The sequence below is a fragment of the Thermodesulfovibrio sp. Kuro-1 genome, from assembly GCF_006538445.1.
Lineage (GTDB): Bacteria > Nitrospirota > Thermodesulfovibrionia > Thermodesulfovibrionales > Thermodesulfovibrionaceae > Thermodesulfovibrio > Thermodesulfovibrio yellowstonii.
Window position 1 is genome coordinate 179,950 of record NZ_BJKS01000002.1, and the last position, 16,791, is coordinate 196,740.

16 protein-coding genes and 1 tRNA gene are annotated in these 16,791 nt (G+C 33.8%); 7 read left to right on the forward strand and 10 right to left on the reverse strand.

Annotated features, from left to right (window positions below; genetic code table 11):
• The 6 genes from FLY87_RS03165 to FLY87_RS03190 are packed head-to-tail and all read right to left on the reverse strand — an operon-like array spanning position 1 to position 6,707.
• On the reverse strand, positions 1–1,212 hold the full coding sequence (locus FLY87_RS03165) for a type II secretion system F family protein (RefSeq protein ID WP_141266290.1): 1,212 nt from the start codon (positions 1,210–1,212) through the stop codon (positions 1–3).
• A complete protein-coding gene (locus FLY87_RS03170) occupies positions 1,209–2,849 on the reverse strand; it encodes a GspE/PulE family protein (protein ID WP_141266291.1) in 1,641 nt (546 codons plus the stop codon). Before FLY87_RS03170 ends, FLY87_RS03165 begins: the two co-directional genes overlap by 4 nt.
• Positions 2,846–4,462 carry a pilus (MSHA type) biogenesis protein MshL gene (gene mshL, locus FLY87_RS03175; protein WP_141266292.1) on the reverse strand — a complete coding sequence of 539 codons (1,617 nt, stop codon included), beginning with the start codon at positions 4,460–4,462 and terminating at the stop codon, positions 2,846–2,848. Before mshL ends, FLY87_RS03170 begins: the two co-directional genes overlap by 4 nt.
• Positions 4,438–4,869: a hypothetical protein gene (locus FLY87_RS03180; RefSeq protein WP_141266293.1), complete on the reverse strand. Its 432-nt coding sequence runs from the start codon at positions 4,867–4,869 to the stop codon at positions 4,438–4,440. Before FLY87_RS03180 ends, mshL begins: the two co-directional genes overlap by 25 nt.
• Positions 4,853–5,413 (reverse strand): hypothetical protein, encoded by a 561-nt coding sequence (locus FLY87_RS03185; RefSeq protein WP_181405970.1) that lies wholly within the window; start codon positions 5,411–5,413, stop codon positions 4,853–4,855. The genes FLY87_RS03180 and FLY87_RS03185 overlap by 17 nt, the downstream gene beginning before the upstream one ends.
• Positions 5,388–6,707 (reverse strand): hypothetical protein, encoded by a 1,320-nt coding sequence (locus FLY87_RS03190; RefSeq protein WP_141266295.1) that lies wholly within the window; start codon positions 6,705–6,707, stop codon positions 5,388–5,390. The genes FLY87_RS03185 and FLY87_RS03190 overlap by 26 nt, the downstream gene beginning before the upstream one ends.
• Before the next feature lie 147 nt (positions 6,708–6,854).
• Between FLY87_RS03190 and FLY87_RS03195 the strand changes: the two genes are divergently transcribed.
• The gene (locus FLY87_RS03195) at positions 6,855–8,078 is read left to right on the forward strand and encodes a bifunctional 3,4-dihydroxy-2-butanone-4-phosphate synthase/GTP cyclohydrolase II (protein ID WP_012546813.1); all 1,224 of its coding nucleotides are present in this window, start codon (positions 6,855–6,857) and stop codon (positions 8,076–8,078) included.
• Here FLY87_RS03195 and FLY87_RS03200 read toward each other — a convergent pair.
• Positions 8,079–8,151, reverse strand: a tRNA-Arg gene (locus FLY87_RS03200). It lies immediately after the preceding gene.
• Between the two features lie 62 nt (positions 8,152–8,213).
• On the opposite strand from FLY87_RS03200, the gene guaB reads away from it, so the two are divergent.
• The 5 genes from guaB to FLY87_RS03225 all read left to right on the forward strand — a co-directional run bounded on the left by guaB (position 8,214) and on the right by FLY87_RS03225 (position 13,435).
• Positions 8,214–9,674: an IMP dehydrogenase gene (gene guaB / locus FLY87_RS03205; protein WP_012546759.1), complete on the forward strand. Its 1,461-nt coding sequence runs from the start codon at positions 8,214–8,216 to the stop codon at positions 9,672–9,674.
• Position 9,675: 1 nt separating this feature from the next.
• Complete coding sequence (guaA, locus tag FLY87_RS03210) at positions 9,676–11,208, forward strand: glutamine-hydrolyzing GMP synthase (RefSeq protein WP_012545424.1); 1,533 nt, start codon at positions 9,676–9,678, stop codon at positions 11,206–11,208.
• Positions 11,209–11,287: 79 nt separating this feature from the next.
• Entirely contained in the window at positions 11,288–11,800 is a 513-nt protein-coding gene (locus tag FLY87_RS03215) for a paREP15, coiled-coil protein (RefSeq protein ID WP_012546267.1), read from the forward strand.
• A 4-nt stretch (positions 11,801–11,804) separates the two neighbouring features.
• Positions 11,805–12,692, forward strand: a complete 888-nt coding sequence (locus FLY87_RS03220; protein WP_012545645.1) for a polyprenyl synthetase family protein — start codon at positions 11,805–11,807, stop codon at positions 12,690–12,692.
• A gap of 2 nt (positions 12,693–12,694) precedes the next feature.
• A complete protein-coding gene (locus FLY87_RS03225) occupies positions 12,695–13,435 on the forward strand; it encodes a TlyA family rRNA (cytidine-2'-O)-methyltransferase (RefSeq protein ID WP_012544951.1) in 741 nt (246 codons plus the stop codon).
• A 67-nt stretch (positions 13,436–13,502) separates the two neighbouring features.
• Here FLY87_RS03225 and FLY87_RS03230 read toward each other — a convergent pair whose 3' ends face one another.
• On the reverse strand, positions 13,503–14,672 hold the full coding sequence (locus tag FLY87_RS03230) for a permease (protein ID WP_012546326.1): 1,170 nt from the start codon (positions 14,670–14,672) through the stop codon (positions 13,503–13,505).
• A gap of 15 nt (positions 14,673–14,687) precedes the next feature.
• Positions 14,688–15,032 carry a helix-turn-helix transcriptional regulator gene (locus tag FLY87_RS03235; protein ID WP_012545390.1) on the reverse strand — a complete coding sequence of 115 codons (345 nt, stop codon included), beginning with the start codon at positions 15,030–15,032 and terminating at the stop codon, positions 14,688–14,690.
• Positions 15,033–15,230: 198 nt separating this feature from the next.
• Between FLY87_RS03235 and rfaD the strand changes: the two genes are divergently transcribed.
• Positions 15,231–16,196, forward strand: coding sequence for an ADP-glyceromanno-heptose 6-epimerase (gene rfaD / locus FLY87_RS03240; protein ID WP_012546025.1), 966 nt, complete (start codon positions 15,231–15,233; stop codon positions 16,194–16,196).
• Positions 16,197–16,198: 2 nt separating this feature from the next.
• On the opposite strand, the gene FLY87_RS03245 is transcribed toward rfaD, so the two are convergent.
• Positions 16,199–16,774 (reverse strand): class II aldolase/adducin family protein, encoded by a 576-nt coding sequence (locus tag FLY87_RS03245; RefSeq protein ID WP_012545581.1) that lies wholly within the window; start codon positions 16,772–16,774, stop codon positions 16,199–16,201.
• Between the last annotated feature and the right edge of the window lie 17 nt (positions 16,775–16,791).

Consider the following 16,791-nt stretch of genomic DNA (forward strand, 5'->3'; position numbering starts at 1 on the left):
TTATCTCCCCAGTCTTGATATTAAATCATAAAGCGGGCTTAAAAGGCTTATAAAAATTACTGCAAAAAAAAGCCCAATAAATAAAATCATTACAGGTTCTATAATTTTACCAAGTCTTACAGAGTATTCCTGAAGCTTTGAGGTGTAATAATTATTTAGGAATCCAAGTTGTTCATCAAGATTACCCGAAGTCTCACCAATATCTATAAGCCTTAGTACCATTGAAGGAAAAATCCTTTGTTCTTTGAGAGACTGAGAGATTCTCTCACCTGTAATAATCTTTTCCTTTGCATTGTTTATTGCCCTTTTCATTATTTCATTGTTAACAACTTCTGCTGTCATATCTAACGCTACATCAATTGGCACTCCTGTTACTGTAAGTATTCTCATCTGCTCTGAAAATAAAGCAACTGCTCTATTGTAAAATATCTGTTTCATTACTGGCAATTTAAATAAAAGAAAATCTTTTATCCATTTTAGTTTCTCATTTTTTTTGATTAATGGCATGGAAAGAAAAAAAATCAAAGGCAAAAGAGGTAAAAGATAAAAAAATTTTTTCAAAAAGCTTCCTATCTGAATCAAAAGTTGAGTAATAAATGGAATTGCTATTCCCATACCTTTCATTGCATTTACAATCTGCGGAAGAACATATATAAGCCAAAAACAAACAGCGCCAAATGAAACAACTGCAGCGAATATGGGATAAATAAGTGCTCTTTTTATAGCTGCTCTTAAGTCCTCAATTCTTTGAAAATAGTTTGCTATTTCATCAAGACTTTTATCAAGACGTCCTGTTTCCTCACCAATTTTTATAAGATATTGAACCACTGAAGGGAAAACTTCCTTATGCATTGATATTGCTTCATTAAATGGCATTCCTTTTTCAACCATAGTTTTAATATCTGAGATGACTCTTTTAAAACTCTCTCTTGTTATATTTTCAGCTATATCTGTAAGGGCTGTAGTGAGAGGAATACCTGCTTTAAGCATTATAGATAGATTTCTTGCAAACTCAATTAAATTAACATTTTTTATCCTGCCTGAGAAAAAACTTATGAGGGGGGTAAAAATAGCTGGGATTTTTGAAAGAGATAACACATAAATGTTTTTCATTCCAAGAAGATTTACAGCCTCACCATAGTTTTCTGCTTTAATGAATCCCTTAAAAACTTTCCCTTGTTCATTAACTGCTTTGTATATAAAAACACTCATCCTACAATCCTTTCAACTTCATCAAGCGTTGAAACTCCCTCTGCAACTTTCTTTAATCCATCAATCATTAAAGGAATCATCCCCTGTTCTTTTGCAGCCTCTGTGAGTGCATTAAATGAAGCTCCTTCATAAATCATGTCCCTTATTTTTTCATTTATTATCATAAGCTCTCCTATTGCTACCCTACCAAGAAAACCTGTGTTTCTACACATTTTACAGCCTGTGCCATAATAGATTTTTTCACAATGCAGTCCTGCTGAAACAAAAATTTCTTTTTCCCTTTCGTTTAAATCCCTTGAAGTTTTACAGAATGGGCATATTTCTCTCAGAAGTCTCTGACTAAGCACTGCAAGCAAAGATGAACTGAGAAGAAATCTATCAGCACCAAGATCAAAAAGTCTTGGAATGGAGCTTACTGCATCAGAAGTGTGAAGGGTACTTAAAACAAGATGTCCTGTAATTGAGGCTCTTATAGCAATCTTAGCTGTTTCTTCATCACGAATTTCGCCAAGAAGAATTATATCAGGGTCATGCCTCATAAAATTTCTTCCTGCAAGTGCAAAGTCATAGCCGATTTTTTCATTAACTTCACTTTGTTTTGCAAAACTTATTCTATATTCCACAGGATCTTCAATTGTTATAACGCTTCTTTGAAGTCTGTTGATTTCTCTTATCAATGCATAAAGAGTTGTGCTTTTTCCAGAACCTGTTGGTCCAACTACAAGCATTATGCCATTGGGTTTTTTTATAAGCGTCTTAAGGCTTGAAGAAAGAGTTTGATTAAAACCAAGTTTATTAAGACTATAAAATTCCTCTGAACCTCCAAAAAGTATTCTTAATACAACACTTTCTCCTTCTACTGTTGGAATAGTTGATACTCTTACTTCATATTTTTTACCTATAAATGTAAAGATGAATGACCCATCCTGAGGAAGCCTTTGTTCAGCTATATCAAGCCTTGAAAGAATCTTTATCCTTGATATCAATCCTGTATGTATTGATTTTGGAAGGAAATAACCTGGCTCTAAAATACCATTAACTCTATAGAATATACTTACAACACCAGCATTTAAATTTATATGGATATCTGTTGCTCCTCTTCTTATCCCTTCTGCTAAAACAGCATCAACAATACGAGGAAAACTATCAGGAGGGATTACACCCGTTGTTAAGCTCAAATTTATCGCATCTTCTATAATTTTTTCTGTTGGATTTTCTAAAAAATAGTAAGCTTTCTCAAGTATATCTATAAAACCTTCTTCATCTGTAAGATAAGGCTTTGCTTTCTTTCCTGTTATTGTTCTTACTTTATCAAGAGCAACAATATTACTTGGCTCAGTAACTGCTATTTTAATGATTCCGTCTGTTTCTTCAATTGGAAGGAACCTTGCTGATTCTGTAACATTTTTAGGAAAAACTTTAAGAAGTCCCGTTTCAATTGGATATTCTCTTATATTTATATAATCAAGACCATGCTGAATTGCAAGAACTTCTGCAAGCTCTGATGATGTAATAAATCCAAGTGATGTTAAACACTTTCCAAGAACCTGACCTGTTATTTTCTGAACATTTAAAGCTATATTAAGTTCCTGCTCTGTTAATAACTTTTTTTCTAATAAAATATCTCCAAGTCTCATTGCGGAATAATCCTGGGTTGTAAAAGTATTACAAGCTCTGTATTTGTTTCTTCTTTATCTTTGCTTTTAAAAAGTTCTCCAACCACAGGAATATCTCCTAAAAGAGGCATTTTATTTTCCGAAAAACTCTCTTCTTTTTTAATCATTCCACCAATTATTATAATTTCTCCATCTTTTACCTTAACTGTTGTACTGAGTTCTCTCAAATCCACTCTCGGCAGCTGAATTGTTGTCTCGGCACCTGAAGAGCCAAAAGTTGCTGACTGCATTTCTATCAAATTTGACACTATTGGTGTAATTGTTAGAGAAATTTCACCTTTTTCATCAATATAAGGCACTATACCAATAATAAGACCTGAAAGAAGATTACTTGTTTCAACTGTATAAGTTATTATTGGTGAACCTGTCCCTGATGTTGTAACATTGCTCTGAGCTTTTGATATAAATGAGTAATTTCTTCCTACTGTAAAAAGTGATGTCTGCCCATTCATTATACTAACACGAGGATTTGAAAGGGTTCTTACATCTCCAAACTCTCCAAGAGCTTTTATTAAAGATGAAAATTCCTTTATAGCTGTTGTTGTTAATGAAAATTGAATCTTGGAATAAGGATCCCCAGAACCTATTACATTTGTAAATCCGGAAGTTGCTCCTCCAATACTCCATGTATGTGTTCCATGTGTCCACTCTCTTAAAAATGACCAGTCAATCCCGTATTTTAAAGATTTTGAAAGGGCAACTTCTATTACTTTGGCTTCTATAAGAACTTGCCTTGACATAACCTTTTTTACAGTTTCAAGATATTCTTGAACTCTGTTCATATTTTTCTTTGTTGCGGTAACCATTATAGTTCCTGTCATTCTATTTATTACATAACTTTCACGGGATTGACCAATAGCTGTCTGCGCCGGCTGTCCTGCGGTTGCTGGTTGAGTAACAGCTTTGGGTGCAGCAGATGTTCCAAAAATTGTAGAAAGAGCTCTTTCTATTGAATCCCAGAATTTATATGCTGTATCATCTGTTTTTTCAGATTTTGATATATTCCCTTTAAGGACTGTGGTTCCTGTGGTGCCTGAGGTGCTTGTGCTACCTGTAGTTGTGCTACCAGGAAGCTGACCTGTTACTCCGCCAAGAATATCTCCCCCCACATCTGTTGAGTAGTTTTGTTGAATTGGAATCGTGCTCAGATGAAATATTTTTGTATCTGTATCTTTTACCAAAAGCATATTTCTTTCAACTTTATAAAAATAATCAGTTGAAGAAAAAACAGCATCAAGAGCATCTTTGAGTGTTACATTACTTAAAAAAAGTGTTATGGGAACATTGGGGTCAACATCTTTTTCAATAACAAGATTTAAACCAGCATCTTTACATAAGACAAGCAAAATATCCCTCATCGGAGTCTGCCTCGCATTTACAGAAACCCTTTTCATCTTAAGTGGTGTTATGTCTTCAGTTTCTATTCTGTAGTCTGGTGGAACTTCTTTTTTTGCTACTTCTTCTTTTTTGGGAAACTCAATCTGCGGAATCTTTATCTCTCCTTTCATCTCCATGCCGCTACATGCATGAAGAAACAAAAGAAGCAATATCAATAATTTTCCAGCTTTAACCATTTTGTTTCTCCCTTTTTATCTTGAATTAAAACTTTGTCTTTAAATATACCTTTTATCTGGTATCCATTAATAGAGTCTCCCTCTCTGACAATAGAATTTCCTATTACAGCATATTTATATCTGCCTTCATAGATAAATGACAGGATTGGCAAAGGAGATTCTTTTAGTTTCAAAGGTTCTTTAAGTCCTTCTTCTATTTTCACTGTTTTTAAAGTTCCAAAAGGATTATTCAAACTATTATGAGCAAATAGCGATTTCTCTCTGATTGTAATTTCAGGCAGAGGATACTCTGCAATAGTTTTTTCAGTCTGTGTAATAAATGAAGGAGGTTTAAGCTTTAAAGATACTATAAATATTAAAGTAGAAAGTAGAAAAATAATAAGCGAAATTTTAAACTCTCTTGTCATCTTCTTGATAAAATAACCTTAATTCAGCTTTGATATCAATCCCTATTGTATTATCTTTAGAAGATAGCGTTATTGATTTAATAAAAACAAAAGGATAGTCAGTTTCTTCAAGAAAACTCAAAATATCTATAAATCTATTCCATAAAGTTTCAGACTTCAAACTCACATCAAAACTCAACTGCTTCTGGTCTTTTTTAAGATTTGATATTTCTATAGTAAACTCGGGAAATCTTGTTCTTAAAATATCTATATACTGAGCAGCGAAAATTTCAGAATTCCTTTTTGATTTTTTAGGAACTGTATCATTGGAAAAATTCTCTGAATTTACAGGAATTTTTATTGCATCAATTTTTTTATTTATTTTAATGCTTTGATTTATTTTTTGCTCTACTTTGCTGATTAAAGCTAAATCTCCTTTTAAAGATTTCTCTGTTTTATTAAGATAAATTAAAATAGAAAAAGATAACATGCAAATAGCATAAAGTACTGTTACAAAGAGAACTTTTTTCCCGATTTTTTTATTGTAAAACTCTTGTATGTTCATAAATTGCATCTATACTTAGCTCTCCTTTTGTAATATCCCAGCTTTCATTGATAATCTTAAAACCTCCTTGTTCAAGAGAAGCTTTAAAATTTAAATAAGACATTTGCCTTTCCGAAAAACTCTTTCCTACGCTTTTACCTTTTATTTTTAGTTCAGGTTTTTCTGCGTTCAATATTTCTACTGAAGTTATCTGAATGAATTCTGTTTTAGCTTGACCGATACTCTTAAGAAGATATCTCATATCAACCATGGAATTTCTTTTGTTCTGCAATTCAATGAAGGGTTTCATTTCGGTTTCAAATTTTTTTATTTTTTTGTCAATATCAAAAAATTCCTGCTCATGCTCTAATACGTATTGTCTTTGAGAAATCATTGAACTGTATATGGATTTTATTTTATAAAAAGTTTCCAGATTGTAACCAAATAAAGCTATCATAGTTATGATAAAAACAAAACTGGCATAGTTTAAGTACTTAATTGTTTTTTTAAATCTTCTGTATTGTTCTGGTAAAATACTTTTGCGTTTTAAATCTTCTCCTGACAATACCATAATAAGAGGCACTGTATATTTCTCATATTCTGGTAAGATTGATAGAAATCTGTAAGGAAGACTGAGACCTGAAAGCTCTCTTTTTTTTACTCCTATGAGAATAACCTCATTAGGAATAACTCTTAAATTTTGGATTGAATAGTTCATTGTCATATTTATATTGATTATATCTTCATCCGTTAAATCTTCACTTCCTTCAAACTCTCTCATAAGAATCATCTCAGTTTTTTCAAAAACAAAAAGAAATCTTGATTTTCCTGAAAAAAAGCAAACTATTTTATTTTTTTCTATAAGTTCTGAAACAGAGTTTACTAAAAAAATTAAAGGGATATGCAGGGGATAAAGGACTTTTATATTGACTCTTGCTTCTATAAATTCTTCAATAAACTGATAAGAAGATTCTGGTATCATGTAGCAGCGAATCCAGGTTCTTGAATCAGCCATATATGTCTCATACATAAATGAAAAACGCTGAATATTTGGATATATTTTTCTTATTTCATTAAATACCAACTTCTCAAGAATTTTTTTCTTCTCAGAAATCTGAAATGGGAAAGAAAGTTTGAATGTATATAGTTCCGAGAAAGAAACAGACATATAAACTTCCTTTATTGAATTTTCTTTAATAAAATCAAGAAGTTCATCAACATGGAACTCTAAAAATTGAGCATTTTCAATATTTTTTTTAGTTATAACAGCTTTTACATATTTTCCTTCTATGCTTAAGTAAGCTTTATTCAGCATTTAATTTTCCCTCAGAGGAATTACTACTTCAAAATTATAACATAAGATTTATCATAGATTTTGATTTTTTTGAATTTATACCCTCGAAAAAATTCTTTGAATTTTGATATATTAAAAATTAAACTATTAAACCATCGGAGGTTAAAATTGAGCGTAAAAAAAGAGGGATTTAAGTTTAACTCCATAGAGGAAGTGCTGGAAGATGTTATTCAGGGCAAGATGATCATAATTGTTGATGATGAAGATAGAGAAAATGAAGGAGACCTTTTTATTGCAGCTGAAAAAGTCACACCCGAAGTAATAAATTTCATGGCAAAATATGCCAGAGGATTGATTTGTCTACCCCTAACTCCTGAAAGAGTTGATGAACTTAAACTCCCCATGATGGTTGATGTAAATGAAACACCCCATCAGACCGCATTTACAGTATCAATTGAAGCAAGGAAAGGGGTTACCACTGGTATTTCTGCTCATGACAGGGCATTGACAATTCTTACTGCAATAGACCCAAAAACTAAGCCAGAAGACCTTGTAAGACCTGGGCATGTCTTCCCATTAAGAGCTCAAAAGGGTGGAGTTCTTAAAAGAGCAGGACATACTGAAGCAGCGGTTGACCTTGCACGTCTTGCTGGGCTTTATCCAGCAGGAGTTATCTGTGAAATCATGAATGAAGATGGAACAATGGCAAGAGTGCCTCAACTGATGGAGTTTGCCAAAAAACATGGACTAAAGATTACCACTATTAAAGATTTAATTAGATACAGAATGAGAAACGAGACCCTTGTTAGAAAAGTTGCAACAGTCCAGCTTCCAACAGATTATGGAGAATTTAAAGCAATTGCTTACACAACACTTATTGATGATAAAGTCCATCTTGCCCTTGTAAAAGGTGATATTAGGCCAAATGACGAGGTTCTTGTAAGGGTTCACTCGGAATGTTTAACAGGCGATGTGTTTCTTTCTAAAAGATGTGATTGTGGTTCTCAGCTTCACAGAGCACTGGAAATGATTGATGAAGCAGGTAAAGGCGTATTGCTATATATGAGGCAGGAAGGCAGAGGAATCGGGCTTTTAAATAAGCTTAAAGCTTATGAATTACAGGAAAAAGGATATGATACAGTAGAAGCTAATATAAAACTTGGATTTAAACCTGACCTCAGAGACTATGGAGTTGGTGCTCAGATACTGGTAGACCTTGGCGTAAGAAAAATGCGACTTATGACCAATAATCCCCGTAAGATTGTAGGATTAGAAGGTTATGGGCTCAAAGTTGTTGAAAGAGTACCAATTGAAGTTAAACCAAATGAAAATAATAAATGCTACTTAAAAACAAAAAAGGAAAAACTCGGACATCTATTGACAAAAGTATAGCGCGCCTGAGAGGATTTGAACCTCCGACCATCGGCTCCGGAGGCCGATGCTCTCTCCACTGAGCTACAGGCGCTTCTAAAATAAATTATAGCAAAGGCAGTATAATTTTAAAAAATTTCCATAAAGGAGCAATAAATGAAAGAAAATGAAATTCCATTAGGATTAACCTTTGATGATGTTTTACTTGTGCCCTCAAAATCAGATATCATTCCCGCAGAAGTTGATGTAACAACTTACTTTACTCCCAACATACAACTAAATATTCCTATAGTTAGCGCTGCAATGGATACAGTTACAGATGCGAATCTTGCAATTGCAATCGCAAGAGAGGGAGGAATTGGCGTAATTCATAGGAACATGCTTCCTGAAAAACAGGCTCTGGAAGTAGATAAGGTAAAGAAATCTGAAAGTGGTATGATAGTAGACCCAATTACCATATCTCCTGATGCTCCTCTTTCAGAAGCACTTGCATTGATGGAAAGATATAGAATTTCTGGAGTTCCCGTAACTGTTAATGGAAAACTTGTTGGAATAATTACAAACAGAGACCTTAAATTTGAAAGGGACTTTACAAGAAAAGTTGAAGAAGTTATGACAAAGGAAAGACTTATAACTGCTCATGTTGGAATTACTCTTGAAGAAGCACAGGAAATTTTACATAGATATAAAATTGAAAAGCTGCCAATTGTAGATGAAGATTTTAATCTCAAAGGTTTGATAACAATAAAAGACATTGAAAAAAGAAGAAAGTATCCAAATGCCTGCAAAGACCATCTCGGAAGACTAAGGGTTGCAGCAGCAGTTGGAGTTGGTGAGCCCGCAATTTACAGAGCAGAACTGCTTGTAAAAGCTGGAGTTGATGCAATTGTAATTGATACAGCACACGGACACAGTAAAGGAGTAATTGAAACACTAAAAGAACTTAAAAGAAGATTTGATATTGACATAGTAGCAGGAAATATAGCAACCCAAGAAGCCGCTGAGGAGCTTATTGAGGCAGGAGCAGATGCTGTAAAAGTTGGAATAGGACCTGGTTCAATATGCACAACAAGAATAGTAGCAGGAGCAGGAGTTCCACAACTTACAGCAATCATGAACTGTTATTCTGTGACTTCAAAATACAACATACCTTTAATTGCTGATGGAGGAATAAAATATTCAGGCGATATTACCAAAGCACTTGCTGCAGGAGCTCATTGTGTTATGATAGGAAGCCTTTTTGCAGGAACAGATGAAGCCCCGGGCGAAATAATACTTTATCAAGGAAGAAGTTATAAAACATACAGAGGCATGGGTTCTATTGGTGCTATGCAGGGAGGCTCTCGTGACAGATACAGGCAGGAGATGGTTTCTCCTGAAAAACTTGTTCCTGAAGGTGTTGAAGGAAGAGTTCCCTATAGAGGACCACTTGCTAAAAGTGTTCATCAGTTGGTGGGAGGCTTAAAATCAGGTATGGGCTATTGTGGTTGTAGAACCTTAGAGGAACTCCGTGCAAAGGCAAAATTCATCAAGATAACTAATGCAGGATTAAGGGAAAGTCATGTTCATGATGTAACAATAACAAGAGAGTCTCCTAATTATTGGGTTGAGGACTAATATGCAGGAAATACTTGTAATAGATTTTGGTTCACAGTACACGCAGCTTATTGCGAGAAGAGTAAGAGAATTAAAGGTTTACTCTGAAATAATTCCATGTAATGCACCTTTTTCTGAAATAGAAAAGAGAAATCCTTCAGGAATAATACTTTCAGGTGGTCCTGCCAGTGTATTTGAAAAAGATTCACCAAGCATTGATAGGAAGATTTTCAATTTAGAGATTCCTATTCTTGGAATATGTTATGGTATGCAGCTTATTACTCATTTACTTGGAGGCAAAGTCTCCCGAGCTGAAAAAAGAGAGTATGGCAAAGCCATTCTTAAAATAGATGATTTTTCAGACCTCTTTGCAGAAATCAAAAATGAAACTGTTGTGTGGATGAGCCATGCGGATAAAATCAATGAGATGCCTGAAGGTTTTATACGACTTGCTCATACAGAGAATTCTCCCTATGCTGCGATGGCAGACAAAGTGAGAAAAATATATGCTTTACAGTTTCATCCTGAGGTTGTACACACTGAGGAAGGGAAAAAGATACTTAAAAATTTTGTGTTCAAGATATGTGGTTGCAAACCAACATGGAATATGCATTCCTTTGTAGAAAGAGAAACAGAAGAAATAAGAAAAAAAGTGGGTAAATATAAAGTTGTATGTGCTTTAAGTGGTGGAGTTGACTCAACTGTTACAGCAGTTTTGGTTCATAAAGCAATAGGAGATGCCCTTACATGTATATTCGTGGATAATGGACTTTTAAGAGCAGGAGAGCGGGAAAAAGTAGAAGAGATGTTAAGAAATAATTTTCATATAAATCTTAAAGTAGTGGATGCCTCAGAGAGATTTTTAAAAAGGCTCAAAGGAGTTCATGACCCTGAAAGAAAAAGAAAAATTATAGGTGGAGAATTTATAAAAATTTTTGAAGAAGAAGCAAAAAAGATTGAAGGAGTAAAATTTCTTGCACAGGGAACTCTTTATCCTGATGTAATTGAAAGTATTTCTTTTAAAGGACCTTCTGCAACAATAAAGAGTCATCACAATGTTGGCGGACTTCTTAAAAGAATGAAGTTAAAACTCATTGAGCCTTTGCGTGAGCTTTTTAAAGACGAAGTAAGAGAGCTCGGTAAAGAACTTGGAATTCCTGAAGAGATTCTTTATCGTCATCCGTTTCCTGGACCTGGGCTTGCCATAAGATGTGTTGGCGAAGTTACCCGTGAAAGGCTTGAAATTCTAAGACAGGCTGACAAAATAGTGCTTGAAGAGATTAAAAAATCTGGATGGTATAAAAAAGTATGGCAGTCCTTTGCTGTTTTACTTCCCATAAGAACAGTTGGGGTAATGGGAGATGAGAGAACTTATGAACATGTTATAGCTATCAGAGCAGTTCACAGCGTAGACGGAATGACAGCAGACTGGGTAAAACTTCCACATGAATTGCTTGAAAGACTATCAAATCGGATAATCAATGAAGTAAAGGGTGTAAACAGGGTTGTATATGACATAACATCAAAGCCTCCAGGAACAATTGAATGGGAATGAAAATTTGCATCGTTGTCATTTTACCATTTTATAAGTGTATAATTTAAATATAAAATTCTCTACAGAGGAGAAATAGCAAATGGATTTTGAAAAAATGTATGAAAAACTCAGAGAATTAATAGTTGGAGAAATTAAAGAAGAACTTAGAGAATTCAAGGCAACTGTAACAGGTCAGCTTCAGGGTTTTGCTTTGGCAATTGAATCTATTAATGCAAGGATGGGAAACATAGAAAGCGATATAAGAGACTTAAGAAAATCTATTGAAGGCAACAATACCAGGGTTGATGAGATAAATAAAAGAATTGACGATATAAACAAAAGAATTGATGAGACCAATAAAAGAATTGATGAAACGAATAAAAGAATTGACGAAACAAACAAAAGAATTGATGAATTAAGAGTTGAACTAAAAAATGAGATAATGCAAAATACTCTTAGAATAGATGAGACTAATAAAAGAATTGATAATCTATATCTTGAAGTTTCAGAAATAAAAGGGCAACTAAATAAAGCTCTATCACAAAAAGAAATTATCAATGATGTCTTAACAAGGGTTCAAAAACTTGAAGAAAAAGTCTATGCGGTAGCATAGTTATATGAATTTTGAACTAAAAAAATATCTAAAAGATAAAAAAGCTAAAATTGAAGAATTCATAAAATCTTATTTTCAAACCTTTCCTACTCCTCCCATTCTCCATGACTCTGTTTTATACTCCCTTACCGCAGGAGGTAAAAGACTCCGTCCCATTCTATGCATTGCTTCTTATGAAGCCTGCGATGGTATGGAGAATATAGTTCCTTACGCTACAGCAATAGAGTTTATTCATACCTACTCCCTCATACACGATGATTTGCCTGCAATGGATAATGATGATTTAAGGCGTGGTAAGCCTACAAATCATAAAGTATTTGGTGAAGGCATAGCAATTCTTGCGGGAGATGGATTATTAACAGAGGCTTTCACTATCTTGTCAAATAAAGACTATGCAAACATAAGTTCAAATACATTATTGAAAGTTATCTCTGAAATATCAAAGGCTGCAGGACTTAGAGGTATGGTTGCTGGTCAGGCTTATGATTTGATTTCAGAGGGCAAAGAGCCTGATGAGAGAGTTGTTGAATTTATTCATCTTTATAAAACAGCAGCAATGATAAAGGCATCCGTCAAAGTTGGTGCTATATTAGCAGAAGCATCGGAAGAAAAAATAAAAAACCTTGAAATATATGGACAGTCAATAGGGCTTGCTTTTCAGATTGTTGATGATATTCTTGATATAGAGGGAACTACTGAAGCAATGGGAAAGCCAAAAGGCTCTGACATTGAAAAAGGTAAAATGACATATCCTCGTGTTTTTGGAATTGAAAAATCAAAACAGAAGGCTAAAGAATTAATTGACAAAGCTCTTGAAAGTTTAACAATGTTTAATCATAAAGCAGAACCTCTCAGAGAAATAGCTCATTATATCATAAAAAGAACCTCTTAAAAGTGAAACTCCGGCTTGATCAACTTCTCTTTAAAAAAGGCATAACTGAAAGCAGAGAAAAAGCCCGTGCACTTATTATTGAAGGGAAAGTCATTGTAAACGGACATAAAATTGAAAAGCCTGGCACCATGGTGGATGAAAATTCCGAGATAACAATATGTGGTGAAACTCTTCCTTATGTAAGTAGAGGTGGATTTAAACTTGAGCATGCAATAAAAGAATTTTCCATTGATGTAAAAGATAAAGTCGTAATGGATGTAGGTGCAAGCACTGGTGGTTTTACAGACTGTCTGCTTCAACATGGAGCAAAAAAAGTTTATGCTATAGATGTTGGTTATGGACAGCTTGCATGGAAACTTAGAACTGATCCAAGAGTTATTCCTATTGAGAGAACAAATATAAGATATATGGGTAAAGATAAAATTCCTGAGGATATTGATATTGTCACAGTTGATGTATCTTTTATATCTTTAAAACTTGTTATTCCAAAAGTCTTAGAATTCCTGAAACCTCAGGGAAAGATTATAGCATTAATTAAGCCACAGTTTGAAGTGGGCAAAGGAGAGGTTGAAAGTGGAGGGGTGGTAAAATCCTTTGAAAAGAGAAAAAGGGTAGTTGAAGAGATAAAAAATTTTTTTGCGTCCCTCGGGCTAAAAGTCATCGGAGTTATAGAGTCACCAATCAAGGGTCAAAAGGGAAATATTGAGTATTTGATATATGCCAAGACCTCCTCATTATCCTGAGATTTTTATTTGTCATCCTGAGCGTTAGCGAAGGATCTCCTGCTTCATTCACAATGATAGCTTAAAACTAATCAGTAATAGCACCAAAAATTATACCTGAAATTGTTGCCATGATTATGACAAGGCTAACATAAACAAAGGTTTTTTTAAATCCTATTGTTCTCATAATGACTATCATGCTTGGTAGACTCAAAGCCGGTCCCGCAAGTAAAAGTGCTAAAGCAGGACCTTTACCCATGCCTGCGCCAAGTAATCCTTGAATTATAGGAACTTCTGTTAAGGTGGCAAAATACATAAATGCACCTACCACACTTGCAATAAAGTTTGCCTGTAAAGAATTTCCCCCCACAACTGAGTAAACCCACTCCGAGGGAATAATTCCTTCATACCCAACTCTTCCGAAAAAGAAGCCTGCTATTAAAACGCCAATAAAAAGCAAGGGAATAATTAAATAGGCATAATACCATGTCTGATAAACCCATTGAGTTAGCTCATCTTTACTAAACCATCTAATACTTGATAGCATCACGAAACTTAAAAACACAACGGCTAATATCCATTTCAAATTATACAGAATCCACCAGAAACTAATAGCACCTTCCTGTGGCTTTCCCCAGTTTGCAAATATGAGAAAACCGATCATAAAAAAAAGATGAAGCACGGTCTGATAAAGAGGTTTAGTTTGAATTCCTGTTACTTCAAAATCCTCATCTGCTTGCCTTCTTTTTTCTTCTTTTATAAAGATAAAATGCATCATCAGCCCGATTATTATACTAAAGAGCACAGCACCGACTGCTCTTGCTATTCCTATATCCCAGCCAAGAACTCTTGCAGTTAAAATTATGGCAAGCACATTTATGGCGGGTCCTGAATATAAAAAAGCAACTGCAGGACCAAGTCCAGCACCTCTTTGATAGATGCTCATAAAAAGAGGAAGAATTGTGCAGGAACACACTGCAAGAATTGAACCAGAGACAGAAGCAACACCATAGGAAAGCACCTTGTTAGCCCTTGCACCAAAGTACTTCATAACCGAAGCTTTATTTACAAAAACAGCTATCGCTCCTGCTATAAAAAAAGCTGGAATTAGACATAAAAGAACATGCTCCTGGGCATACCATTTTGCTAAAGCTAATGATTCAAAAATGGCATTTGTAAATCTCTGATTTTCAATTGGAAGATAATAAAAAATAAGAAAAATTAAAATAATTAATCCTAATTTATATCGTTCTTTCATGCTGTTTTATCTTTCTTATCTTGGACAATAACGTGGATCTTGATTTTGTTTAAAATCTCTCAATCTTTCTATTTCTTTTTTTATATCTTCATCTGAAATCTTTTCAAGCACAGTAAAAATTAAAAATCTTTTAAATAATTCTGAATCATCCAGGCTATAAAGAATCCATTTACCCTTTCTTTTTATCTTTACCAGTCCAGCTTCTTTTAAAACTCCGAGATGAAACGAAACCTTTGGCTGAACCATGTCTAAAGCAGCAACTATTTCACATACACAAAGTTCACTTTTCTCAAGAAGTTTGATGATTTTTAATCTGGTTTCATCAGATAGAGCATGAAAAAATTTAATTAATTTTTGCACAACAAAGTATAAAAAATTTTTTATATATATGTCAACTGGTAAATTATCCCTAAGACTGGCAGGAAAAAGGCAGATTGATGGAATAACTTTAGAGACTCAGAAAAATGCTTTGCATTATGTAATATTGAAGGAGTTTGTATCATCGTATTTATTATCCTATGGTAAAATAAAAAATTAAACAATATCTGGAGGGTAAATGTGAATTACATAGTTGTTACAGGAGGAGCTGGATTTATTGGAGCAAATGTTATAAAAAGGCTTAATGAACTTGGAGAGGAAAAAATTCTCGTAGTAGATAATCTAAATAAATCAGAAAAATGGAAAAATCTTGTTGATCTACATTTTGAAGACTATATTCATAAAGATAAATTTATTGAAGAAATAAAAAATAACAATTTCAATAATTCAGTAAAAACAATAATTCATCTCGGTGCAAGAAGTAGCACTACTGAAAAAGATGTTGACTTTTTAATGATTAACAACTATGAATACACAAAAGAACTGGCAAAATGGTCTCTAAGAAATAATGTGAGATTTATTTATGCATCCAGTGCTGCTACATATGGAGATGGTTCTAATGGATTTTCTGATGAACACTCTTTACTTCCTATTCTAAAGCCCTTAAATGCCTATGGCTATTCCAAACATATATTTGATCTCTGGGCATTAAAAAATGGAATTCTTGATAAAATAGTCGGGTTGAAATACTTTAATGTTTATGGACCGAAAGAATGGCATAAAGGTGAAATGAGAAGCATGGTCTTAAAAGCCTATGAACAGATTAAAAAAGATGGAAAAATAAGACTTTTCAAATCCTACCATAATGATTACAAAGATGGAGAACAATTGAGAGATTTTATCTATGTTAAAGATGCTGTAGAGATGACTTTATTTTTCATTGAAAAAACTGAGATAAACGGGATTTTTAATATAGGAACAGGAATACCACGTTCATGGAATGATCTTGCAAAAGCTGTTTTTGAATCTCTTGGAATAAAGCCGCAGATTGAATACATTGATATGCCAGAAGAAATCAAAGGAAAATATCAATATTTCACAAAAGCTGATATGAGAAAAATGATAGAAACAGGCTATAATAAACCCACTTTGTCTCTTGAAGAAGCTATAAAAGACTATGTCTTAAACTATCTTGAAAAATATTAAGCCTACTTTTGAAGTAATCGCATAAAAACATAAATCTGGCAGAACTTCTCAAGAAGTTCGCAGATAGTATCGGCTTCACTAATATTTTTGCCAACTGCTACAGCACCGTGTTTTGATAAAAAAACAGCTTTTCTATTTTTTAATGCTTTAACAGCCTCTTTTGCAAGCTCTTCTGAGCCAGAAACCGCGTATTTTGCCACTCTGACCTCTCCTCCAAAAACAGTTCTTTGTTCATCAAGAATTACAGGGAGAGATTGATTTAAAGATGCCAGAGCACATGCAAAAGTTGAATGCGTATGAATGACCGCATTAATATCTTTTCTTCTTTTATAAATTTCAATGTGAAGTCTATATTCAGAAGAAGGCTCTCTACTTCCTTCTATAACTTTGCCGTCAAAATTGAGTTCAATGATATCAGAAAATTTGAGCCTTTCATATGACTTAGAGCGTGGAGTAATCAGTATGGTTTCATTTGCTGTCCTTACACTGAAATTTCCACTATTTGCGGTAACAAGTCCTTTTTTATAAATCTTTTTTGCAACTCTGACAATTTCTTTTCTTTCTTTTTCCCATTGCATAGTTTTATTATAACAAT